This is a genomic window from Mesorhizobium sp. M0047, from assembly GCF_040323315.1.
Taxonomy (GTDB): Bacteria; Pseudomonadota; Alphaproteobacteria; order Rhizobiales; family Rhizobiaceae; genus Mesorhizobium.
Map to the genome: position 1 here is coordinate 26,421 of NZ_JAMYUW010000024.1, position 24,053 is coordinate 50,473.

Consider the following 24,053-nt stretch of genomic DNA (forward strand, 5'->3'; position numbering starts at 1 on the left):
GCGTGGACGACGACCGAAAGACTGATTGATGGCAAAGACAGAAAGAATCGACCGCGAAACGCTGCCGTATCGTCCCTGCGTCGGGCTGATGATCCTCAATGCCGAAGGCCTGGTCTGGGTCGGGCACCGCATTGCGGAACCGGATAGCGAATTTGCCGGCACGACGCAGCTTTGGCAGATGCCGCAAGGCGGCATCGACAAGGGCGAGGAGCCGTTGCAGGCGGCCGAGCGCGAGCTCTATGAAGAGACCGGCATGCGCAGCGTTTCGCTGCTGGCCGAGGCGCCGGACTGGATCAACTATGATTTGCCGACCCATCTCGTCGGCATCGCCTTCAAGGGCCGATATCGCGGGCAGACGCAGAAATGGTTCGCCTTCCGCTTCCACGGCGATATCAGCGAGATCCAGATAAACCCACCACCGGGTGGCCATACCGCCGAATTCGACAAATGGGCATGGCGGCCGATGCGGGACCTGCCCGACCTGATCGTGCCGTTCAAGCGCCATGTCTATGAGGACGTGGTGGCGGCGTTCCGGCATCTGGTGCAGAGTAGGGAGTAGGGAGCTGGGTTGAATGCCATGAACGACGCCCCCCAAAGGTCGCTGCCCGAAGATGTCACCGCCATAAGTGAAGCGGCGGCCGGGGCTGTCCTCACCATCGATCTCGTCGCAATCCGTGAAAACTACCGGCGGCTGAAAGCGCGTTTGGGCGATGTTGGCTGTGCCGGTGTGCTCAAGGCTGACGGCTACGGCGTAGGCGCGAGCCAGGTCGCGGCGGCGCTGCTGCGCGAAGGCTGCGACACCTTCTTCGTCGCGCTTCTGGGGGAAGGCGTCGCCTTGCGCCGCTCAATTGGGCCGGGCCCTGCCATTTTCGTGCTGAACGGCATTCCGCCCGGAGCCGAGGCCGATGCAGTGGCGGCAGAGCTTAGCGCCGTCGTCAACAGCGTGGGGCAATTGGCGGCCTTGCGTGCGGCGGCTCGCCGCGCCGGCCGAAAACTCCCGGCCGCGATCCAGGTTGACAGCGGCATGTCGCGGCTAGGCATGGCGCCCGGGGATGTGGAGCACGTTGCCGCCGATCCGCATGCCTTCGACGGCATAGACATCCGTTTCGTGATGAGCCATCTGGCCTGCGCCGACGAGCCGGATCAGCCGGCCAATGAGCGACAGCGGCTGGCATTCGAGCGGCTGCGCGCACTGTTGCCGAAGGCGCCGGCCTCGCTCGCCAATTCGTCCGGCATCTTCCTGGGACAACGCTTCCACTACGATCTCGCACGCCCTGGTGCCGCGCTCTACGGCATCAATCCGACACCGGCCAGGCCGAACCCGATGCTGCCTGTGGTGCGGCTGGAGGCCAAGGTCGTCCAGACACGCATGCTGGAGGCCGGCGTCGGTATCGGCTACGGCCACATGTTCCAAACGACGGCTCCGCTTGCTGCCGCGACGATCTCGCTGGGCTATGCCGATGGCTGGCACCGGCGCGCGGCCTCCGCGGCCTGGTTCGATGGCGCGCGCCTGCCCTTCCTCGGGCGGGTATCGATGGATTCGATCGTTCTCGACATCTCCGCTCTGCCGTCCGGCAAGCTACGCGAGGGTGATCTCGTCGAACTGCTCGGTCCCTCGCAAAGCGTCGACGACGCTGCCGGCCATGCCGGCACCATCGGCTACGAGATATTGACCAGCCTCGGCCCGCGCTTTCATCGGCGATATCTCAATAGCTAACGCTTGGCGTGTAGCCTCTTGGCGGGCGCCACAGAATCCGGCAGACAGAAGATGGCACCGGTTTGGGCGTCGCCGTGGAGTGTTGTACGATGAAGATCATGGTGCTGGGCGGTGGCGTCATCGGGGTGACCACGGCGTATTTTCTCGCCGAAGCCGGCCACGAGGTGACGGTGCTCGACCGCCAGAAAGGCCCGGCGCTGGAAACCAGCTTTGCAAATGCCGGTGAGATATCGCCCGGCTACGCCTCGCCTTGGGCCGGACCCGGCGTTCCGCTGAAAGCGATCAAATGGCTGCTGATGAAGCATGGCCCGCTGGTGGTGCGGCCGGCCTTCGATCCGCATATGTGGACCTGGCTGATCAAGATGCTGCGCAACTGCACCGCCGAGCGATACGCGATCAACAAGGCGCGCATGGTGCCGCTGGCCGAATACAGCCGCGACACGCTGAAGGCGCTGCGCGAAGCGACCGGCATCGCCTATGACGAGCGGACCCAGGGCACGCTGCAGCTGTTTCGCACGCAAAAACAGCTCGACGGCACCGGCGGCGATGTCGAGGTGCTGAAGAAGTATGGCGTGCCTTACGAGATCCTCGACCAGGACGGCTGCATCGCCGCCGAGCCTAGCTTGGTCGGGGTGCGCGAAAAGTTCGTCGGCGGTCTCAGGCTACCGCATGACGAGACCGGCGACTGCAAGATGTTCACCGACAGGCTGGCCGAGCTTTGCGTGGCGCGCGGCGTCAAGTTCGAATACGACGTGACGATCTGGCGTGTCATCCGCAGCCGAAATCGCATCGCCAATCTCAGCACCAGCAAGGGCTGGAAATCCGCCGACGCCTATGTGATGGCGCTGGGCAGTTATTCGGCAGGGTTCATGCGCCGGGTGAAACGGCCGATCCCGGTCTATCCCGTCAAGGGCTATTCCATCACCGTGCCGATCAAGGATGCCGCCGCGGCACCGGTGTCGACGGTGATGGACGAGACCTACAAGGTGGCGATCACCCGCCTCGGGAACCGCATTAGGGTTGGCGGTACGGCGGAGATCTCCGGCTTCGACCTCAGGCTACATGAATCGCGGCGCCGCACTCTGGAGCACTCGGTCGGCGATCTCTTTCCGGGCGCCGGCGCGATGCGGGACGCGACCTTCTGGTGCGGGCTGCGGCCGATGACGCCGGACGGTCCGCCGTTGATCGGCCGCACCGAGTTGTCCAATCTCTATCTCAACACCGGCCACGGCACGCTCGGCTGGACCATGGCCTGCGGCTCGGGCAAGGTGCTGGCCGACATCATCTCGAGTCGGGTGCCGGACATCGATGTCCGCGACCTCGCGCAGGAGCGTTATCTGCGATAGAAGATCAACGACTCCGGACCCAGTCTTCGCCAAATGGACGCAATTCGCAGACAAGGTTGGGCGTGTGGTGAATTCGTTCATGCTCGACCCGCCCTAGATGGCGGATTTGCTTTGTCGGTTTTGCGAAATCAGGTGAACAGGCTTCTCTCCCGCTCCACTGCCTTGGTGATGAAGCTGGCAACGATCTGGACGCGGCGCAGCGGCCTGACCGATTCGTGATAGACCAGCCAGTAGGCGCGACGGATGGGTGCGACCGCATCGACCGGCACCAATTCCGGCATCGAGCGGGCGACGAAGGTGTGCAGGATGCCGATGCCGGCGCCCGACCGCACCGCCTCGGCCTGGCCAAGTGCGGAGGAGATGGCGAAGCTGGTGCGCCAGTCGGCGCTGAACTCGGCCGCGTAGTCGAGCGAGGGGCTGACGATGAGGTCCGGCACATAGCCGATGAGGGTGTGTTGGCCGAGTTCGGCGGCGGTTTTGGGCAAACCATGCACTTGCACATAGTCACGCGAGGTAAACAGCCCGAGCGAATAGTCGACCAGCTTCCCCGCCACCAGCCTTCCTTCGGTCGGCCGCTCGACGGTGATCGCGATGTCGGCTTCGCGGCGCGACAGCGAGAAGGAACGCGGCACCGGCACAAGCTGGATCGTCAGTTCGCGGTGCAGGGCGGTCAGCGCGCCGAGGCGCTTGGCCAGGAAGGCAACGCCAAACCCGTCCGGCGCGCCGATGCGCACCGTACCGGAAACGTCATCGCCTTCGCCGGCAACCGTTGAGCGCGCGGCGATCATGTCGCCTTCCATACGCTCGGCAATGTCGAGAAAGCGCTCGCCGGCCGGCGTCAACTCGCTGCCGGTGGTCAAGCGGCGAAATAGCTTTGTCCGCAATGCATCCTCGAGCGCGGCGATGCGGCGCGAGACTGTGGCGTGATTGAGCTCCAGCCGTTTGGCCGCGCCAAGGATCTGGCCGGCGCGCGCCACGGCCAGGAAGATGCGGACGTCATCCCAGTTCATGGCGATGGTCCAGATGACAGTTGCCGACGCTGCGCTCTGTGGCGAAAGAACTCAATCTCTTAATCCGTACAGCAGCAATTGCATCCCGCCATTTGCGGGAATTGATGCTCGCCCGTCAATCGCTATCTATTTCCCGCACAACGGTTGCGTACTCCCTCGCGTTGCCATCGCCGCCGCAAAGGCGGACAATGGGCCATCACAAACAAAGGGAGAGAGATCATGATCGACTACGGTCATTTCATCGGCGGCAAGCATGTCGCCGGGACCAGCGGCCGCAAGCAGGATGTGATGCAGCCGATGGACGGCTCCGTGCGCGGCACAGTGGCATTGGCTTCGCAGGCGGAATTGCGCGCGGCTGTCGAGAATGCCAAGGCTGCACAGCCGAAATGGGCAGCGACCAACCCGCAGCGCCGCGTGCGCGTGCTGATGAAGTTCCTCGAACTCGTTGCCCGCGACTATGACGAACTGGCCGACATCCTGGCGCGCGAGCACGGCAAGACGATCGCCGACGCCAAGGGCGACATCCAACGCGGCCTCGAAGTGGTCGAGGTCTGCATCGGCGCGCCGCACATGATGAAGGGCGAATTCACTGACGGTGCCGGTCCCGGCATCGACGTCTATTCGATGCGCCAGCCGCTCGGCGTCGTCGCCGGCATCACGCCGTTCAACTTCCCGGCAATGATCCCGTTGTGGAAGATCGCGCCGGCCATCGCCTGCGGCAACGCTTTCATCCTGAAGCCGTCGGAGCGGGACCCGGGCGTGCCGATGCGTATTGCCGAGCTGTTCCTCGAAGCCGGCCTGCCGGCGGGCATTCTCAACGTCGTCAATGGCGACAAGGATGTCGTCGACGCCATCCTCGACGATCCCGATATCAAGGCCATCGGCTTTGTCGGCTCGACGCCGATCGCTCATTACATCTATTCGCGCGGCACCGCCGCCGGCAAGCGCGTGCAGTGCTTCGGCGGCGCCAAGAACCACATGATCATCATGCCCGATGCCGACATGGACCAGACCGTGGATGCGCTGATCGGCGCCGGCTATGGCTCGGCCGGCGAACGCTGCATGGCGATATCGGTGGCCGTACCGGTCGGCAACGACACCGCCAACCGGCTGATGGAAAGGCTCATTCCGCGCGTAGAGAGCCTGAAAGTCGGTCCTTCGACCGACTCTTCCGCAGATTTCGGCCCGCTGGTAACGGCGCAGGCACTGGAACGCGTCAAGGGCTATGTCGACACCGGCGTCAAGGAAGGCGCCAAGCTGGTCGTCGACGGCCGCGGCTTCTCCATGCAGGGCTATGAAGACGGCTACTATATGGGCGGCTGCCTTTTCGACAACGTCACATCGGACATGCGCATCTACAAGGAAGAGATCTTTGGGCCGGTGCTGTCGGTGGTGCGCGCGCCGACCTATGAGAGCGCTATCAAGCTCGCCAATGACCACGAGATGGGCAATGGCGTCGCCATCTTCACCCGCGACGGTGACGCGGCGCGCGATTTTGCCTCGCGGGTCCAGGTCGGCATGGTCGGCATTAACGTGCCGATCCCGGTGCCGATCGCCTACTACACGTTCGGCGGCTGGAAGGCATCTTCCTTCGGCGACCTCAACCAGCACGGGCCGGACGCGTTCCGCTTCTACACCAAGACCAAGACAGTGACCTCGCGCTGGCCGTCAGGCATCAAGGATGGTGCCGAATTCGTCATCCCGACCATGAACTAGCCGGACGATCTTCCGCTTGTGCGCCCTCGCCTAAGCCGCCGGGGCGCGGCATAGCCGGCATCGAAGGCCCGGCCGAGGCGGCCGGGTCTTTCTGCATTCTGGCCGCGGCCTTGTCCGCAAAATCGCTAATGTGATGGAACCAAGCGGGCGCCATCCGCCTTAGCTTATATTCCTGCGTAGGTTGCAGGCCAATCAACAGCGCCGGTGGCAGCCGGGGTCCCCGTCTGGCGCGAGGAGGTGTCAGATGACACGAAGTCTTGTGGCGACGATGATCTTGGCGTCGCTTGCGATACCAGCCGTTGCCCCGCACGCTAGTGCTGCTGGACAATGCGCATCGCGAGTTGATCTGATCAAGGCGCTCGGCGAGAAGTTCCACGAAGTCGAAGCAGGACGCGGCCTCATCAATCCTAGTGTGGTTCTCGAGATTTTTGTTTCCGAGCAAGGCAGCTGGACAGTTCTGGCGTCCGATACAAAGGGCCAGAGCTGCATCCTGTCCATAGGCGAAGGCTGGGACAGCCCAACGATCACCGCCAATTTGCCGGGCACCTAAGCCAACCGGGCGGTTCGATTGTTTTACCGTGTCGCCGCGGCCTCGGCATGACCGCGCAGCAGCGCCATCAGCCGTTTGGCATCCTTGGCCGCGGCCTCTTCGTCACCGTCGAGGATCGAGCGGATCAATGCGACATGATGTTCAGCGGATTCAGCAAGACCGGTGTCGGCCTTGTAGCGGAACCAGAAACGGCGGCTGTGGGTCTGCAAGGGTGCGGCCAGGCGGGCAGCGAACGGGTTGTCGGCGGCCAGCGCCAGCGCTTCGTCGAGCGCCTTGTCGGCCTGGATGAAGGCAAGCACGTTGCCCGCGATCACTGCCTTTTGCATGGCAAGGGCTGCTTCGTGAAACAGATCGGCGGCTTCGCGACGGACAAAACGGGCGGCCGAGCGGGCCAAGACCACCTCGACGCCGCGGCGCGCATCGAGCACGCGCAGCCAGTCGCCGGGATGTAGCGGAGCGATCGCGATGCCGGCGCGCGGGCGCACGTCGAGCAACCCTTCCCAGGCCAGCCGCTGGATCGCCTCACGTACCGGCGTGCGGCCGAGCCCGAGTCTTTCGATCAGGGTGCCCTCGGTGACGAAGCTTGCAGGGGCCAACTCGAGCGTGACGATCATATGCTCGAGTGTATGATAGGCCTTGGCAGCCGCCGGCTCGGTTGTGGTGCTCGCTTCCATGGATAGGCCGCCTCCTGATATATCTAGAATATATCATAGCGAAATCCGTATTGACAGGCGGTTTCCTGACAGATATATGGCTGATATATCAAATGGAGGCATAATCATGTGGACCGGAGTTTTCCCCGCCGTCACGACCAAATTCACCACGGATGATCGTCTCGATCATGCCGAGATGGAGCGCTGCTTCAACCTGCAGATGGAGGCCGGCTGCGACGGCATCATCGTCTGCGGATCGCTCGGCGAGGGGCCGATGCTGTCACCTGACGAGAAGATCGAGGTGCTGAAGACCGCCCAGAAAGTTGCGGGCAAGAAGCCGGTGTTGCTGACCGTCAACGAGGCCGGAACCCGCGAGGCCGCCAGCATCGCCAGGCGTGCCGCGAAAGAAGGCGCCAACGGGCTTATGGTGGTGCCGAGCCCGATCTACCACACGAATGCAGAAGAGACCGTCGCCGCACTTCGTGCCGTAGCCGAGGCCGGCGACCTGCCGGTCATGATCTACTCCAACCGGCTTGCCTATCGGGTCGATGTCACTGTCGACCAAATGGAGGAGCTGGCGTCGGACAAGCGCTTCGTCGCCATCAAGGAGTCCTCCGACGATATCCGCCGCTCTACCGAGATCATCAATCGCCTGGGCACTCGCTACGACCTGTTTACCGGGGTCGACAATCTGGCCTTCGAGGCGTTGTCGGTCGGCGCCATCGGCTGGGTGGCCGGACTGGTCACCGCGTTCCCCCGCGAGACAGTCGCCATCTACCAATTGATGAAGCAGGGCCGCCGCGAAGAGGCACTCGCCATCTACCGCTGGTTCCGGCCGCTGCTCGATCTCGACGTATCGACCTATCTGGTGCAGAACATCAAGCTTGCCGAAGTGTTCGCGATCAACAGCAATGATCGCGTGCGCATGCCGCGACAGCCGCTGTCGGGCGAGCGCCGCAAGGCAGTCGAGAAGATCGTCAAGGACGCACTGGCGGTTCGGCCGACACTGCCGCAGTTCTGAGGCTTTCTTCTCCCGAACAGCCCTGCCGTCCACGGGGCAAAGATGGCGGCAGCCAGATGAAGGGCAGCACCTACGTGCAAGGAAATTCCAAGTCGCCGGAAACGGGGCGCCTACCCTCATCCGCCCTTCGGGCACCTTCGCCCTTTGAACAGGGAGAAGCGGAAGACGTCGCCATCGTCGGTGGCGGCATCATCGGTGTCTGCGCCGCCGCGGCTCTGGCCGAGGCGGGACGCAAGGTCACGATCTTCGATCGGACCGGCATTTGCGAGGAGACGAGCTCCGGCAACGCCGCTGCCTTCGCCTTCTCCGACGTACTGCCGCTGGCGCATAAGGGCATGATGCGGCAGCTGCCGAAATGGCTGGCCGATCCGCTCGGCCCGCTCAGCATTCCGCCCGCCTATCTGCCGAAACTTCTGCCTTGGCTGATCCGCTTCTGGCGTGCCGGTGCGCCGGGGAAATACGAGGCGAGCCTTGCCGCTCAGGCAGGCATGATGAAGCTCGCCGAAGCGGAATGGATGGGCCTGCTCGATCGCTCCGGCACGCGAGGGATGCTGCGCGAGGATGGTTCGCTCGAACTCTACGAAAGCGAGGCCGAGTTTCAGGCAGGGTTGCCCGGCTGGGCGACGCGCGAGCGCTTCGGCATCGGCTTTAGCCATGTCGGGCGGGAGGAACTCGCCGCCTTGCAACCGGGGCTTTCACCGCGCTTCGTCAAGGGCACTTTCGTGCCGGGATGGAAGACGGTCGCCGACCCGAAACTGCTCGGAAAAGCGGTGTGGGCCCATGCACAAACCGAGGGCGCTCGCTTTGAGATCGCTCGGATCGAGCGCGTTGCGACCAATCCGGAAGGTGCCGCGCTGACATTGGCCGACGGCACGACCAGGCAAGCCAGGCATCTTGTCATCGCCGCCGGCGCCTGGTCGCATCTGCTGGCGAGGCAACTCGGCGATCGCATTCCGCTTGAAACCGAGCGCGGCTACAACACGACGCTGCCGACGAGCGCCTTCGACGTGAAGCGGATGCTGATCTTCTCCGGACATGGCTTCGTCATCACGCCGCTCGAAACGGGGCTGCGCGTCGGCGGCGCCGTCGAACTCGGCGGCATCGAGCGACCGCCCAATTACAACAGGTCGAAGGCGTTGCTGCAGAAGGCGCAGAAATTCCTGCCGGGGCTCGATCCCTCAGGCGGGTGCGAATGGATGGGATTCCGCCCCTCGCTGCCGGATTCAGTGCCCGTCATCGGTCATGCATCGGGAAACCGGTCGGTGGTTTATGCTTTCGGCCACGGCCATCTCGGCTTGACCCAGGCAGCAGCCACCGGACGGTTGATCCGGGAACTCGTCCTGGGGCAGACTCCGCCGATCGATCTGGCCCCCTTCAGTCCACATCGGTTTTGATTTTCGTGGGTTTTGATTTTTCGAGGAGCGTGATGGCCAAGAAATCCTTCTTCTGCATAGACGGCCACACCTGCGGCAATCCGGTGAGGCTGGTCGCCGGTGGCGGCCCGCTGCTGCAGGGCTCGACGATGATGGAACGGCGAGCGCATTTTCTGGCCGAGTATGACTGGATCCGCACCGGGCTGATGTTCGAGCCGCGTGGCCATGACGTGATGTCCGGCTCGATCCTCTATCCGCCGACGCGCGAGGATTGCGACATCGCAATCCTGTTCATCGAGACCTCCGGCTGCCTGCCGATGTGCGGCCACGGCACCATCGGCACGGTGACGATGGCGATCGAGCACGGGCTGATCAAGCCGAAGACGCCGGGGGTGCTTCGACTCGACACGCCGGCCGGCCTGGTCATCGCCGAATACAAACAGGTCGGCGACTATGTCGAGGAGGTGCGCATCACCAATGTGCCGTCTTTCCTCTATGCGGAAGGGCTGACGGTCGAATGCCCGCAGCTCGGCGAAATCACCGTCGATGTCGCCTATGGCGGCAACTTCTACGCCATCGTCGAGCCGCAGAAGAACTATCGCGACATGGCCGACCATTCGGCCGGCGACTTCATCGCCTGGAGCCCGGTGGTGCGGCAGCGGCTCAATGAGAAATATTCCTTCGTGCATCCCGAGAACCCTGGCATCAACCGGCTGTCGCATATGCTGTGGACCGGCGCGCCGACCAACCCCGAGGCCGACGCCCGCAACGCCGTGTTCTACGGCGACAAGGCGATCGACCGCTCACCCTGCGGCACCGGCACCTCGGCGCGCATGGCGCAGCTTCATGCAAAGGGCAAACTCAAGGCCGGCGACAGCTTCGTTCATGAATCGATCATCGGTTCGCTGTTCAAGGGCAAGGTCGAAAAGGACGTCACCGTCGCGGGCAAACCGGCCATTGTTCCCTCGATCGGTGGCTGGGCGCGAATGACCGGATTGAACACCATTTTCATCGACGATCGCGATCCGTTCGCGCATGGTTTTGTGGTCAAGTGAAGGGGAACGTGACCCAACGGAAAGGAGCGGAACGAAAAACGGACTATGTCAGTAACGCAACGATTCTTCTCATCACCTAATTTTGACGGCGATTTCTTCGAAACGAGGCGCATGATGCGGTCGAATCGTCAAAGACATTGCGTTATGCCAATGGTAGGGTCCGCGATAGTCCAGGGGTCGGATACGGAAAAACGGGCAATCAGACGGCGTGTCGGCAAAACACGCACGACGATTGAAAAATGACGTTGCAATCCGGGCTCGAAACTTTACGACTAGGGGAAATACGAAAAGGAATGCGTCTGCATGGGCGACATTCCAGGGGAGCCACGTACACATGCAGTACTTTGTCCAGCAGCTTATCAACGGGCTGACGCTGGGATCGATCTATGGGCTGATCGCGATCGGCTACACGATGGTCTACGGCATCATCGGCATGATCAACTTCGCTCATGGCGACATTTTCATGGTGGGTGCCTTCACGGCCCTGATCGTCTTCCTCGCTCTAGGCGCGCTGTTCTATTCGGTGCCCGTGGTGCTGGCGCTGCTGCTCATGATGATCGTGGCGATGCTGCTCACCAGCCTTTACAATTGGACGATCGAGAAGGTTGCCTACCGGCCATTGCGCGGCTCGTTCCGGCTGGCGCCGCTGATCACCGCGATCGGCATGTCGATCGCGCTGTCGAACTTCGTCCAAGTGACACAGGGGCCGCGCAACAAGCCGATCCCGCCGATGGTCAGTCAAGTCTACAACATCGGCGGCATCAGCGTGTCGCTGAAGCAGATCATCATCGTCATCGTCACGGCGCTGCTGCTGGTGCTGTTCTGGTACCTGGTCAACAGGACTTCGCTTGGCCGAGCGCAACGCGCCTGCGAGCAGGACCGCAAGATGGCGGCGCTGCTCGGCATCGATGTCGACCGCACTATCTCGATCACCTTCATCATGGGTGCGGCGCTTGCCGCCGTCGCCGGGACCTTGTTCCTGATGTATTACGGTGTCATCGCCTTCTCGGACGGCTTCACGCCCGGCGTGAAAGCCTTTACCGCAGCGGTGCTGGGCGGCATCGGTTCGCTGCCGGGCGCGGTGCTCGGCGGGCTGATGATCGGCTTCATCGAGAGCATGTGGTCGGCCTATTTCTCGATCGACTACAAGGACGTCGCGGCGTTCTCGATCCTGGCGATCGTGCTGATCTTCCTGCCTTCCGGCATACTGGGCCGGCCAGAAGTCGAAAAGGTCTGAGACCATGGCCGTCACCGTATCTCCGGAGCGCGACGTCGTCGCCACCCCTGTCCAACGCGCCCTCAAGGAAGCCTTCTATGCCGGCGCCATTGCGCTTGGCCTGTTCGTGCTGTTCATCGGGCTGAAGACCGGTCAGAACATTTCCAATGAACTGGTCCTGACCGCGCGCTGGGGCCTGCTTGCGGCAGTGGTCATCGCCACGGCTGTCGGGCGGTTTCTTTATGTCGCCTATGGCCAGCCCTTCCTGGCCAACCAGAAGATCGCCGATGTTGCCACCGGCCTGTTGCCGAGCAGCGTCGCATCACGCTTCTTCCAGTTGCCGGCCTTCATCGCGGCCGTCATCGCCGCGGTGCTGCTGTTCGTTTTCAACAATTCTCTCGCTGGATGGGTCGGAGCAGAACCGGCCGGCTATCTGCAATTCCTGCGCGCGCTCGCGGTCATCTATCTGCTGGCTTGCGTGATCTATTACTTCCGCGCCTTCATTCATGCCAATTTCACCAAATTGGGCGTCACGGCGCTGGTGCTCTATCCGATCCTCGTGGTGGCGGTGCTGTCGCTGAACGCCTGGTCGATTGCCGGAGGCCTGCAGGGTTCGCTGAAATGGGTCGATAATTTCGGCATCCAGATCCTGATCTATGTGATGCTGGCCTGGGGCCTGAACATCGTTGTCGGCCTCGCCGGCCTGCTCGACCTCGGCTACGTCGCCTTTTATGCACTTGGCGCCTATTCCTATGCGCTTCTCGCCACGCATTTCGGCCTGTCATTCTGGATCCTGTTGCCGGCCGCCGGCGCCATGGCCGCCCTCTGGGGCGTCCTGCTCGGCTTCCCGGTGCTGCGCCTGCGAGGCGACTATCTGGCTATCGTGACGCTGGCTTTCGGCGAGATCATCCGCCTGGTGCTGATCAACTGGCGCGAAGTGACCAACGGTTCGGCCGGCATTTCCGGCATTCCCAAGGTCAGCTTCTTCGGACTGATGTCGTTCAACGTGTCGGACTCGAACTACATCGCCAAAGTGTTGAGCATCACCCAGTCGGGTGCGTACTACAAGATCTTCCTCTATTATCTGATCCTGGGCCTGTGCCTGCTCACCGCCTTCGTCACCATCAGGCTGCGCCGTCTGCCGGTCGGCCGCGCATGGGAAGCGCTGCGTGAGGATGAGATCGCCTGCCGGTCTCTGGGCATCAACACCACCACCACCAAGCTGACCGCTTTTGCCACCGGCGCCATGTTCGGCGGCTTCGCCGGCTCTTTCTTCGCCGCGCGGCAAGGTTTCGTCAGCCCGGAATCCTTCGTCTTCCTGGAATCGGCCATCATCCTGGCGATCGTCGTTCTCGGCGGCATGGGCTCGCTGGTCGGAATTGCGGTTGCCGCGATGGTGATGATCGGCGGGACCGAGGCGCTGCGCGAACTCGACTTCCTCAAGCAGATATTCGGGCCGGACTTCACACCCGAACTCTACCGCATGCTTCTGTTCGGCATGGCCATGGTCATCGTCATGCTGTGGAAGCCGCGCGGCTTCGTCGGCAGTCGAGAGCCGACCGCCTTTCTCAAGGAGCGAAGGTCGGTTTCAGGTTCCTTCACCAAGGAGGGCCACGGCTGATGAACGCGAATCCGTCCATGAACGAGGCCATCCTGCAGGTCGAGCATCTGTCGATGAAGTTCGGCGGCCTGGTCGCCATCGGCGACTTGTCCTTCGTCGCCAAGCGCGGTGAAATCACCGCGCTGATCGGACCCAACGGCGCCGGCAAGACCACCGTGTTCAACTGCATCACCGGCTTCTACAAGCCGTCCGAAGGCATGATCACGCTCAACCGGAACGACGGCTCGAGCTATTTGCTCGAACGCCTGCCCAACCATGAGATCCCGGCACGCGCCAAGGTGGCGCGCACCTTCCAGAACATCCGCTTGTTCTCGGGCATGACGCTGCTGGAGAACCTGCTGGTCGCGCAGCACAACAAGCTGATGAAGGCCTCGGGTTATACGATCCTGGGCCTGTTCGGCTTCAGCGGCTACCGCAGGGCCTCGGCCGAATCGGTGGATCTGGCCAAGCATTGGCTGGAGAAGGCCGATCTTGTCGACCGCGCCGACGATCCGGCCGGCGATCTGCCCTACGGTGCGCAGCGCCGCCTCGAGATCGCCCGCGCCATGTGCACGGGGCCGGAGCTTCTGTGCCTCGACGAGCCGGCGGCCGGACTCAATCCGAAGGAATCGGCGGCGCTCAACGAGCTGTTGATCGACATCAAGGACACATCAGGCGCCTCGATCCTGTTGATCGAGCACGACATGTCGGTGGTCATGCAGATCTCGGACCATGTCGTTGTTCTGGAATATGGCCGCAAGATCTCCGACGGCAGTCCGCAGTCGGTGCGTACCGACCCGCGCGTCATCGCAGCCTATCTCGGCGTCGACGACGAGGACGTCGAGTCGGTGCTGACTGAAGTCGGCGACGAAGACGTCATCGAACAGCTCGATACCGGACCGGATGCCGCACACGGCCCGGGAACATCATCATCGTATCTCGCCGGGCCGGTGACCGACACGGTCGGCCACAGTTCAGGCGAGCGGGTCACGGTGGCGAAAGGCGCGTCAAAGGCCGGTCAGGTCGACGCAAAATCGCTCGCCGCGGCAGACAAGGCGGCCTCGCTGGCGGCGGTGCCGGCCGCGCCTCGCGCTCCGGCGGCGAAGGCAAAGCCTGCTCCGAAAGCTGCACCAAAGGCGGCAGCCGGAACGGCGGTGAAGTCGACTGCGCCGACCAAGCGGGCAGCCAAGGTCCCTTCCGCGAAGGCGCCTGCGGCGGCGGCAGGAGGAATCTCCAACCGGCTGCCAGCGCCTCGCGGTGGCAAGGCCGACAATTTGACCCGTATCAAGGGCATCGGTTCGGTCAACGAGAAGAAGCTCAACGATCACGGTATCTTCCACTTCGACCAGATCGGCGCCTGGAAAAAGGCCGACGTCGAGGCTGCTGAAGCCTATCTCGCCTTTGACGGACGCATTGCACGTGAGGAATGGGTCAAGCAGGCCAGGCTGCTCAGCCAGGGCAAAGACACGGAATTCTCGCGCCGCGTCGATGCGGGCAAGGTGGCGACCAGCCATGCTTCCGGAAAAACTGCTGCCAAGCCTGTGGCGGGCAAGCGCGGGGGGAGCAAGTGATGGCCGGGACAACGCTGCTCGATATCAAGGGCGTGCAGACCTACTATGGCAATATCCGGGCGCTTAACGGCGTCGATGTCACCGTGAAGGAAGGTGAGATCGTTGCGCTGATCGGTGCCAACGGCGCCGGCAAGTCGACGCTGATGATGACCATTTTCGGCGCCCCGCGGGCTCGCGGCGGCACCATCACCTTTGCCGGCACCGACATCACCCAGATGCCGACGCATGAGATCGCGCGCATGCGCATTGCGCAGTCGCCCGAAGGCCGGCGCATCTTTCCGCGCATGACGGTGATGGAAAACCTGCAGATGGGCGCCAGCCTCGACAACCTCAAACACTATGACGAGGACGTCGAAAAGGTGTTCAAGCTGTTCCCGCGGCTGAAGGAGCGCATAGCCCAGCGCGGCGGCACGCTGTCGGGCGGCGAGCAGCAGATGCTGTCGATCGGACGCGCGCTGATGGCACGGCCGAAGCTACTTTTGCTCGACGAACCATCGCTGGGTCTGGCGCCACTGATCGTCAAGCAGATCTTCGACGCGATCCGCGAACTGAACCGCACCCAGGGGCTTACCGTGTTCCTGGTCGAGCAGAATGCCTTCGGCGCGCTGAAACTCGCCACGCGGGGCTATGTCATGGTCAACGGGAACGTGACGATGAGCGGCACCGGCAAGGAACTGCTCGCCAATCCGGAAGTGCGCGCCGCCTATCTCGAAGGCGGACATCACTGAATTTGAAGCGGTGCGTTCGGTGTTCCGCTCCAAATTGTTTGTTTGTCGCATGATCCTTGTCCGAAAAGTCTGCAACCTTTCGGGATCATGCTAAGGAGACTTCATCATGCAGGGCATTCTCTATGAGGAACCCTCGATCTGGCAGTTCTTCTTCGTCACCTGTCTGCTCGGCGGCTGGGCGGCGTGGATGACGGGCAAGGCCAGTGCCCAGACATGGCGCAGCTTCGTCCAGTTGTTCGCCTATATGCTGGGCCTCGGCATCGGCATCCGCTTCATCCATCACGCGCTGTTCGGCGGCACAATGTTCTCGCTTCAATACTATGTCGTCGATACAATCGTGCTGATGATACTCGGTTTTGTCGGCTTTCAATACACGCGCACCAACCAGATGGTGACGCAATATAATTGGCTCTACGAGAGAGCTTCAATCTTGAGCTGGAAACCAAAAGGTTGACGTTCATCATTAGCGCCGCATCGAAATTGAATCGGCGTGACAAGTGCCTGAAAATCGGCAAACTATGCTTTCTGCGATAAGGGTGGGCATCGCATGAAAGCTTCATCCACGCCCACTCCGTAAATGGGAGCGTTTAAATGAAAAAGTCACTTTTGTCCGCCGTCGCCCTGACCGCGCTGGTCGCGTTCGGCGGCAGCGCGTGGGCTGACGTCTTGATCGGCGTAGCCGGTCCGATCACCGGTCCGAATGCCGCCTTCGGCGCGCAGCTTCAGAAGGGTGCGGAAGCCGCTGTCGCCGACATCAATGCCAAGGGCGGCATCAATGGCGAGCAGATCAAGCTCGAAGTCGGCGACGACGTCTCCGATCCGAAGCAGGGCATCTCGGTTGCCAACAAGTTCGTCGGCGACGGCGTCAAGTTCGTGGTCGGGCACTTCAACTCGGGCGTCTCGATCCCGGCATCGGAAGTCTATGCGGAAAACGGCATCGTCGAGATTACCCCGGCTGCCACCAACCCGAAGTTCACCGAGCGCGGCTTGTGGAACGTGTTCCGCACCTGCGGACGCGACGACCAGCAGGGTAGCATCGCCGGCGCTTATCTCGCCGCGAACTTCAAGGACGCCAAGATCGCCGTCGTGCACGACAAGACCACCTACGGTCAGGGCCTTGCCGACGAAACCAAGAAGGCGATGAATGCCAAGGGCCTGACGGAAGTCATGTATGAAGGCATCAACGTCGGCGACAAGGACTTCTCGGCACTGATCGCCAAGATGAAGGAAGCCGGCGTAACCATCATCTACTGGGGTGGCCTCCACACCGAAGCCGGCCTGATCATCCGCCAGGCGGCCGATCAGGGTCTCAAGGCGACGTTGGTTTCCGGCGACGGCATCGTGTCGAACGAGCTGGCTTCGATCGCGGGTGACGCGGTTGCGGGTACGCTCAACACGTTCGGCCCGGATCCGCGCCTGATCCCCGCCAACAAGGAACTCGTCGAGAAGTTCCGCGCGCAGGGCTTCGAGCCGGAAGCCTACACGCTCTACTCCTACGCCGCCGTACAGGCGCTCGCCGAAGCAGCGACCGCTGCCAAGTCGAACGACCCGCAGGCAGTTGCCAAGGCGATGCATGAAAACGGCCCGTTCAAGACCGTGCTCGGCGACCTGTCCTATGACGCCAAGGGCGACCCGACGCTGCCCGGCTACGTCATGTACGAATGGAAGAAGGGCGACGACGGCAAGTACACCTACATCCAGAAGATGTAAGCTCGTCAGTCTCCAAGCTTTACAGATGCCCGGCGCTTCGCGCCGGGCATCTTTCTTTTGAGCCCGTTGCCTCTCCATCGAGGCCGGCAGACCAAGGCAGCCCGGGCCTTTAGCCCGGAAACGATCGCGCGTTGACCGGCGATGCCCAGCGCTTCGCTGCATGTTCGAATGAATGCGACAGCGTTCGGCGCAAAGATTCCATTTCAATCGGTTTAAGTGCTCGTCAATTTCGTTTGCACTGCAGCATTTTCACGCTAATCATTGCGCCGATTTCTGTTCCCTTCCGTTGCTGGAGCCTCAGTCCTTGGCCATCACGAAGATTCTCGTCGCCAACCGGTCCGAAATCGCCATTCGCGTCTTTCGCGCGGCCAACGAACTCGGTCTCAAAACCGTGGCGATCTGGGCCGAGGAGGACAAATACTCCCTGCATCGCTTCAAGGCCGACGAGAGCTACCAGGTCGGACGCGGGCCGCATCTGGCCAGGGACATGGGACCGATCGAAAGCTATCTGTCGATCGAGGAGGTGATCCGCGTCGCCAGGCTTTCGGGCGCCGATGCCATTCATCCCGGCTACGGCCTGTTGTCGGAAAGCCCCGAATTTGCCGATGCCTGTGCCCAGGCCGGAATCATTTTCATCGGGCCGAAGCCGGACACGATGCGCCGGCTCGGCAACAAGGTCGCGGCGCGCAATCTCGCCATCGAGGTCGGCGTGCCGGTGATCCCCGCCACCGATCCGTTGCCGGACGACATGGATGCGGTCAAGAAACTGGCCAAGGAAATCGGCTATCCGGTGATGCTGAAGGCATCATGGGGCGGCGGCGGCCGCGGCATGCGTGCCATCCGCGCCGAAGCCGACCTTGCCCGCGAAGTCACGGAAGGCAAGCGCGAGGCGAAAGCCGCCTTCGGCAAGGATGAGGTCTATCTCGAAAAGCTGATCGAGCGTGCCCGCCATGTCGAGGTGCAGGTTCTGGGCGACACGCATGGCAACGCCGTGCATCTGTTCGAGCGCGACTGCTCGATCCAGCGCCGCAACCAGAAGGTCGTGGAGCGGGCGCCGGCGCCCTATCTCGAAATGTCGCAGCGCGAGGCGCTTTGCGGCCATGCGCTGAAGATCGCCCGCGAGACCAGCTATATCGGCGCCGGCACGGTCGAGTTCCTGCAGGACGCCGACACCGGCAAGTTCTACTTCATCGAGGTCAACCCGCGCATCCAAGTCGAGCACACCGTCACCGAACAAGTGACCGGCATCGACATCGTCAAGGCGCAGATCCATATCCTCGACGGGTTTGCCATCGGCACGCCGGAATCGGGCGTGCCGGTGCAGAAGGACATAAGGCTAAACGGCCATGCCTTGCAGTGCCGCATCACCACCGAAGATCCCGAGCAGAATTTCATCCCGGACTACGGCCGCATCACCGCCTATCGCGGCGCGACAGGTTTCGGCATCCGCCTCGATGGCGGCACTGCCTATTCCGGCGCGGTCATCACCCGCTTCTATGATCCGCTGCTGGAGAAGGTGACGGCGTGGGCGCCGACGCCGGCCGAGACCATCGCCCGCATGAACCGGGCGCTGCGCGAGTTCCGCATCCGCGGCGTTGCCACCAATTTGACCTTCCTCGAAGCGATCATCAACCACCCGAGCTTCGCCGATAATTCCTACACCACCAAATTCATCGATACGACGCCGGAGCTGTTCCAGCAGGTCAAGCGCCAGGACCGTGCCACCAAGCTGCTCAACTATCTTGCCGACGTTTCGGTCAACGGTCACCCCGAGACACGCGGCCGGCCGCAGCCGAAGGCCGATGCGGCCGCACCATTGGTGCCCTATCTCAACGGCAATGTGCCTGATGGCAGCAAGCAGAAGCTCGACGTGCTCGGACCGCAGAAATTCGCTGCCTGGATGCGCAACCAGAAGGAGGTGCTGGTCACCGACACGACGATGCGTGACGGCCACCAGTCGCTGCTCGCGACGCGCATGCGCACGCATGACATCGCCGGCATCGCCGGCACCTATGCGCGTGCCTTGCCGCAGCTTCTGTCGCTCGAATGCTGGGGCGGCGCCACATTCGACGTCGCCATGCGCTTCCTCACCGAGGATCCGTGGGAGCGGCTGACGCTGGTGCGCGAGGCAGCGCCCAATCTGTTGCTGCAGATGCTGCTGCGCGGCGCCAACGGCGTCGGCTACACCAACTATCCCGACAATGTCGTGCAGCATTTCGTCAAACAGGCGGCCGCCGGCGGCATCGACCTGTTCCGCGTCTTCGACTGCCTGAACTGGGTCGAGAACATGCGCGTCGCCATGGATGCGGTCGGCACAGAGGGCAAGCTGATCGAAGCGGCGATCTGCTATACCGGCGACATCCTCGATCCGGCGCGGGCAAAATACGACCTCAAATATTATGTCGGCCTGACCGGGGAATTGCAGGCGGCCGGCGCCCACATCATCGCCGTCAAGGACATGGCCGGACTGCTGAAGCCATCCGCCGCGCGGGTGCTGTTCAAGGCGCTGCGCGAAGCGACCGACCTGCCGATCCATTTCCACACCCACGACACGTCAGGCCTATCGGCAGCCACTGTGCTGGCGGCCGTCGACAGCGGCGTCGATGCTATCGACGCGGCGATGGATTCGCTCTCGGGCAACACGTCGCAGCCATGTCTCGGCTCCATCGTCGAGGCGCTGAAGGGCACCGAACGCGACCCGGGCCTCGATCCGCAATGGATCAGGAAGATCTCGTTCTACTGGGAAGCGGTACGCAACCAGTATGCGGCCTTCGAAAGCGACCTCAAGGGGCCGGCCTCGGAAGTCTACCTGCACGAAATGCCGGGCGGACAGTTCACCAATCTCAAGGAGCAGGCGCGTTCGCTCGGGCTGGAGACACGCTGGCACGAAGTGGCGCAGACCTATCACGACGTCAATCTGATGTTCGGCGACATCGTCAAGGTGACGCCGTCGTCCAAGGTCGTCGGCGACATGGCGCTGATGATGGTCAGCCAGGATCTGACCGTCGCCGATGTCGAGAACCCCAGCAGGGACATCGCCTTCCCGGACTCCGTGGTGTCGATGCTGCGCGGCGATCTCGGCCAGTCGCCCGGCGGCTGGCCTGAGAAGCTGCAGAAGAAGGTGCTGAAGGGCGACAAGCCGATCAAGGTGCGGCCCGGCTCGCTGCTCAAGCCGGCGGACCTCAAGGCCAACCGCAAGGAGATCGAAGCGAAGCTCGAGCGCAAACTCTCAGAATTCGAATTCGCCTCGTGGCTGATGTACCCGAAGGTGTTTACGGATTTCGCCGGCGCGCAGGAGACCTACGGTCCCGTCAGCGTGCTGCCGACGCCGACCTATTTCTACGGCATGAAATCCGAAGACGAGATCTTCGTCGATATCGAGAAGGGCAAGACGCTGGTGGTGCGCTGCCTTGCCATCGGCGATGTCGACGAAAAGGGCATGGTCACCGTGTTCTTCGAGCTCAATGGCCAGCCGCGTCGTGTGAAGGTGCCCGACAGGGCGCATGGCGCGTCCGCCGCCAAGGCCCGCCGCAAGGCCGAGCCCGGCAACGAAGCCCATGTCGGTGCGCCGATGCCGGGTGTCGTCTCCGCACTTTCGGTTGCCGCCGGCCAGGCTGTGAAGGCGGGCGATGTGCTGCTTTCCATCGAGGCGATGAAGATGGAAACGGCGCTGCATGCCGAGCGCGACGGCACCGTCGCCGAGGTGCTGGTTAAGGCCGGCGACCAGATCGATGCCAAGGATCTGCTGATCGCCTTCGGCTAATGCTACCTTCCTGGGGATGGCTGTCCGCATCATGGCGGCAGCCTTTCATGCAGCATCGATAACGGCTTGACCCGCCGCCGCCGGTCGGGCATCGAACCGGCTCAAATTTGGCGCCGTCGTCACCGAGTGGCGGCGCGAAAAACGATGTGGAGAAAAAATGGCCGACGATATCACCGATACCAGCCAGACAGTTGCCGCCGGCCAGCTGCGTGCCTTCATCGAGCGCATAGAGCGGCTCGAAGAAGAGAAGAAGACCATTTCCGACGACATCAAGGAAGTGTTTGCCGAGGCCAAGGGCACCGGGTTCGACACCAAGGCGATGCGCACGATCATCCGGCTGCGCAAGAAGGACCAGGCCGAACGCCAGGAGGAGGAAACCATCCTCGACCTGTACAAGGCCGCACTGGGAATGGTCTAGGGCCAGCCAGCCCCGGCGCCGACGCCGGAGATACGGTTTTGAGCCATGAGCGAATTCGACTTCGGTGCCCGACGCGCCTCTGAATTTCGCCAGCGCGGCTTCTGGACGCTGTTTGCCGAACGGCACCCGGAAGAAAAAGCCCTGATGGCGAGGCGCGGACCGTGGTTCTGGCAGCGCGGGCTGCCCGACTTCGCATTGGTCCTTTCCATGTATGTCGCGCCGGCACAGAACCATGTCGGCGTCTTCTTCGGCCGCAACGAGAAGTTCGGCGCCACGCAAGCCTGGTCGCGGCTCAAGCCGTTCCAGGCGGCGATCGAAGGCAGGCTGAAACTCAGGCCGGAACAGAGTTGCGAAGGCCTCGGCATCAATTCGATGTGGCGGGTGAACTGTTATGCCGAGGACAATTGGCCGGCGATGACCGACTGGCTGGTGACCGAATGTTCGCGTATCGAACGTGCGGTCACAGAAGTCCTGGGGCAGGGGTAGACATCAGGTGTTGCCAGACGGCGTCGGATACTTCTTCCGCTCACGCTGGCAAGGCTGGGTGCCGCTCGACCGGCTGTTCTGGCGCGACCTTGCCCTTGTCGGTACGGCGCTCAACGTCGCGTCCGCAGTAGCAGCGATTATCCTGCTTGCTCTGAAGCTGCCGCTTGTGCTGGTCCTGGCGGTGCATTTCGCGCTGGTGCCCTACAATATCTTCCTGACCTTTGCCGTCTGGCGAACCACGGAAAGGGCCAGTGGCATCAAGGTGTCGTTGATGACGCTCGGGGCTACACTGTGGCTGATCCTGACGGTCGTGGTCTGAGCGAGCATCGACCGCACCAGCCAATTTCACGGATCGCAGACGAAAAGGGCGGCCGCAGCCGCCCTTCCCATCTATCCTGCGATCGATCGTTTGGCTCAAGCCGCCGGCTCGAATTTCAGCGCCACGCCGTTGATACAATAACGCAGGCCGGTCGGCGGCGGGCCGTCCTCGAAGACATGGCCGAGATGGCTGCCGCAGCGGGCGCAGTGGCATTCGGTGCGGACCATGCCGTAGCTGCGGTCGACCGTGTTCTCGACCGAGCCCGGTACCGGGTCGTTGAAGCTCGGCCAGCCGGTTCCGCTCTCGAACTTCAGTTTGGATTCAAACAAAGGCTGATCGCAGCCGACGCAGGAAAAGGTGCCGGCGCGCTTCTCGTAAAGCAAGGCGCAGCTTCCTGGCCGCTCGGTGCCGTGGCCGCGCATGACGGCATATTGCTCCGGCGTCAGCCGGGCGCGCCATTCTGCGTCGGTGCGGGTTACGGGGTAGGTATGGGTGTCCATTCGATCTCCTCAGCCTTGCCGGCTCGTTATTGGTTGCAGCCTCGTATTCGCACCAAGATAGGCATTTGTTACGCGTCTGCCCAGTTCCGAGAAGGCGCGCAAGGTTCAGTGCTTTCTTGAAAGCTGCTTCGTCGCGCCTTCGAGCCCGGCCAGTGTCAACGGAAACATGCGGCCGCCGAAAATGTCGCGGATCATCGCGATCGAATGGGTGTAACCCCAGTTCTTTTCGGCCTCTGGATTGAGCCACACCGCGTTCGGCCATTGTTGCAGCAAGCGGCTCAGCCAGACGGCTCCGGCCTCCGGATTCCAGTGTTCGACCGAACCGCCGGGATGCGCGATCTCGTAGGGGCTCATCGAAGCGTCGCCGACGACGATCACCTTGTAGTCCGGCCCGTATTTGTGGAGGAGGTCGAAGGTCGGAATCACCTCGGCATGCCTGCGGCGATTGTCCCTCCACACGCCCTCGTAGAGGCAGTTGTGGAAATAGAAATATTCGAGCTGGCGGAATTCGGCGCGGGCGGCCGAGAACAGCTCCTCGACGCTTTTGATGTGATCGTCCATCGAGCCGCCGACATCGAAGAACATCAGGAGCTTCACGGCGTTGCGGCGTTCCGGCCGCGTCCGCACGTCGAGATAGCCGTGCTCGGCGGTGGCGTGGATTGTTCCAGGCAGGTCGAACTCCTCCTCGGCACCCTCGCGCACCCAGCGGCGCAGACGCTTCAGCGCGATCTTGATGTTGCGGGTGCCGAGCTCGACGGCATCGTCGAAATTCCTGAACTCGCGCTTGTCCCACACCTTCACCGCGCGGCGGTTGCGGCTTTCATGCTGACCGATACGCACGCCTTCGGGGTTGTAGCCATAGGCGCCGAAGGGCGAGGTGCCGCCGGTGCCGATCCATTTCGAGCCACCCTGGTGGCGGCCTTTCTGCTCCTCCAGCCGCTGCTTCAAGGTCTCCATCAGCTTTTCGAAGCCGCCGAGTGCCTCGACCAGCTTTTTCTCTTCCTCGGTCAGGTGCTTTTCGGCGAGGCGACGCAACCAGTCCTCGGGAATGTTCGCGACATCGACCGCATCCGGTCCGCCCAGCGCTTCGATCCCCTTGAAGACATGCGAAAACACCTGGTCGAAGCGGTCGATATGGCGCTCGTCCTTCACCAATGCGGTGCGGGCGAGGTAATAAAAACCTTCGACATCATAGTCGACCAGCCCGGCTTCCAGCCCCTCCAGCAGCGACAGATATTCCCGCAGCGAAACGGGAACGCGGGCTGCCTTCAGTTCGAGGAAGAACGGGATGAACATGGTCG

General features: G+C 62.6%; 22 protein-coding genes. 18 read left to right on the forward strand and 4 right to left on the reverse strand.

Features of this window, described 5'->3' with window-relative positions:
• Positions 1–28: 28 nt before the first annotated feature.
• From NKJ89_RS21795 to NKJ89_RS21805, 3 genes are all read left to right on the forward strand, one after another.
• Entirely contained in the window at positions 29–559 is a 531-nt protein-coding gene (locus tag NKJ89_RS21795) for an RNA pyrophosphohydrolase (RefSeq protein WP_352605515.1), read from the forward strand.
• 18 nt (positions 560–577) lie between these two features.
• Entirely contained in the window at positions 578–1,717 is a 1,140-nt protein-coding gene (alr, locus tag NKJ89_RS21800) for an alanine racemase (protein ID WP_352605517.1), read from the forward strand.
• Positions 1,718–1,806: 89 nt separating this feature from the next.
• Positions 1,807–3,063, forward strand: coding sequence for a D-amino acid dehydrogenase (locus tag NKJ89_RS21805; protein WP_352605519.1), 1,257 nt, complete (start codon positions 1,807–1,809; stop codon positions 3,061–3,063).
• 128 nt (positions 3,064–3,191) lie between these two features.
• On the opposite strand, the gene NKJ89_RS21810 is transcribed toward NKJ89_RS21805, so the two are convergent.
• Positions 3,192–4,073, reverse strand: coding sequence for a LysR family transcriptional regulator (locus tag NKJ89_RS21810; RefSeq protein ID WP_352605522.1), 882 nt, complete (start codon positions 4,071–4,073; stop codon positions 3,192–3,194).
• Between the two features lie 219 nt (positions 4,074–4,292).
• Between NKJ89_RS21810 and NKJ89_RS21815 the strand changes: the two genes are divergently transcribed.
• Together NKJ89_RS21815 and NKJ89_RS21820 are read left to right on the forward strand one after the other, a co-directional pair.
• Positions 4,293–5,789 (forward strand): CoA-acylating methylmalonate-semialdehyde dehydrogenase, encoded by a 1,497-nt coding sequence (locus NKJ89_RS21815; protein ID WP_352605524.1) that lies wholly within the window; start codon positions 4,293–4,295, stop codon positions 5,787–5,789.
• 244 nt (positions 5,790–6,033) lie between these two features.
• Positions 6,034–6,339, forward strand: coding sequence for a hypothetical protein (locus NKJ89_RS21820; protein WP_023758594.1), 306 nt, complete (start codon positions 6,034–6,036; stop codon positions 6,337–6,339).
• A gap of 23 nt (positions 6,340–6,362) precedes the next feature.
• Here the strand turns inward: NKJ89_RS21820 and NKJ89_RS21825 are convergent, their stop codons facing one another.
• Positions 6,363–7,013, reverse strand: coding sequence for a GntR family transcriptional regulator (locus NKJ89_RS21825; RefSeq protein WP_352605526.1), 651 nt, complete (start codon positions 7,011–7,013; stop codon positions 6,363–6,365).
• Between the two features lie 106 nt (positions 7,014–7,119).
• On the opposite strand from NKJ89_RS21825, the gene NKJ89_RS21830 reads away from it, so the two are divergent.
• The 13 genes from NKJ89_RS21830 (at position 7,120) to NKJ89_RS21890 (ending at position 22,252) form a co-directional block, all read left to right on the forward strand.
• Positions 7,120–8,013, forward strand: a complete 894-nt coding sequence (locus tag NKJ89_RS21830; RefSeq protein WP_023758596.1) for a dihydrodipicolinate synthase family protein — start codon at positions 7,120–7,122, stop codon at positions 8,011–8,013.
• A gap of 56 nt (positions 8,014–8,069) precedes the next feature.
• Positions 8,070–9,407 carry an NAD(P)/FAD-dependent oxidoreductase gene (locus NKJ89_RS21835; RefSeq protein WP_352605528.1) on the forward strand — a complete coding sequence of 446 codons (1,338 nt, stop codon included), beginning with the start codon at positions 8,070–8,072 and terminating at the stop codon, positions 9,405–9,407.
• Between the two features lie 32 nt (positions 9,408–9,439).
• Positions 9,440–10,441 carry a 4-hydroxyproline epimerase gene (locus tag NKJ89_RS21840; protein ID WP_352605530.1) on the forward strand — a complete coding sequence of 334 codons (1,002 nt, stop codon included), beginning with the start codon at positions 9,440–9,442 and terminating at the stop codon, positions 10,439–10,441.
• Between the two features lie 334 nt (positions 10,442–10,775).
• The gene (locus NKJ89_RS21845) at positions 10,776–11,678 is read left to right on the forward strand and encodes a branched-chain amino acid ABC transporter permease (RefSeq protein WP_023758599.1); all 903 of its coding nucleotides are present in this window, start codon (positions 10,776–10,778) and stop codon (positions 11,676–11,678) included.
• A gap of 4 nt (positions 11,679–11,682) precedes the next feature.
• On the forward strand, positions 11,683–13,278 hold the full coding sequence (gene livM / locus NKJ89_RS21850; RefSeq protein WP_023758600.1) for a high-affinity branched-chain amino acid ABC transporter permease LivM: 1,596 nt from the start codon (positions 11,683–11,685) through the stop codon (positions 13,276–13,278).
• Positions 13,278–14,828: an ATP-binding cassette domain-containing protein gene (locus NKJ89_RS21855; RefSeq protein ID WP_023758601.1), complete on the forward strand. Its 1,551-nt coding sequence runs from the start codon at positions 13,278–13,280 to the stop codon at positions 14,826–14,828. Before livM ends, NKJ89_RS21855 begins: the two co-directional genes overlap by 1 nt.
• Entirely contained in the window at positions 14,828–15,556 is a 729-nt protein-coding gene (locus NKJ89_RS21860; protein ID WP_023758602.1) for an ABC transporter ATP-binding protein, read from the forward strand. The genes NKJ89_RS21855 and NKJ89_RS21860 overlap by 1 nt, the downstream gene beginning before the upstream one ends.
• A gap of 106 nt (positions 15,557–15,662) precedes the next feature.
• Positions 15,663–16,010, forward strand: a complete 348-nt coding sequence (locus tag NKJ89_RS21865) for a DUF6867 family protein (RefSeq protein WP_023758603.1) — start codon at positions 15,663–15,665, stop codon at positions 16,008–16,010.
• A 137-nt stretch (positions 16,011–16,147) separates the two neighbouring features.
• Entirely contained in the window at positions 16,148–17,266 is a 1,119-nt protein-coding gene (locus NKJ89_RS21870; protein ID WP_023758604.1) for a branched-chain amino acid ABC transporter substrate-binding protein, read from the forward strand.
• Positions 17,267–17,570: 304 nt separating this feature from the next.
• A complete protein-coding gene (pyc, locus tag NKJ89_RS21875; RefSeq protein WP_352605532.1) occupies positions 17,571–21,029 on the forward strand; it encodes a pyruvate carboxylase in 3,459 nt (1,152 codons plus the stop codon).
• A gap of 157 nt (positions 21,030–21,186) precedes the next feature.
• Positions 21,187–21,447 (forward strand): DUF2312 domain-containing protein, encoded by a 261-nt coding sequence (locus tag NKJ89_RS21880; RefSeq protein WP_013529099.1) that lies wholly within the window; start codon positions 21,187–21,189, stop codon positions 21,445–21,447.
• Positions 21,448–21,492: 45 nt separating this feature from the next.
• Positions 21,493–21,933, forward strand: coding sequence for a hypothetical protein (locus tag NKJ89_RS21885; protein ID WP_352605534.1), 441 nt, complete (start codon positions 21,493–21,495; stop codon positions 21,931–21,933).
• 7 nt (positions 21,934–21,940) lie between these two features.
• Complete coding sequence (locus NKJ89_RS21890) at positions 21,941–22,252, forward strand: hypothetical protein (protein ID WP_352605536.1); 312 nt, start codon at positions 21,941–21,943, stop codon at positions 22,250–22,252.
• A gap of 95 nt (positions 22,253–22,347) precedes the next feature.
• Here the strand turns inward: NKJ89_RS21890 and msrB are convergent, their stop codons facing one another.
• Entirely contained in the window at positions 22,348–22,752 is a 405-nt protein-coding gene (gene msrB, locus NKJ89_RS21895; RefSeq protein WP_013529102.1) for a peptide-methionine (R)-S-oxide reductase MsrB, read from the reverse strand.
• A 105-nt stretch (positions 22,753–22,857) separates the two neighbouring features.
• A complete protein-coding gene (locus NKJ89_RS21900) occupies positions 22,858–24,048 on the reverse strand; it encodes a vWA domain-containing protein (RefSeq protein ID WP_352605538.1) in 1,191 nt (396 codons plus the stop codon).
• Positions 24,049–24,053: the final 5 nt, after the last annotated feature.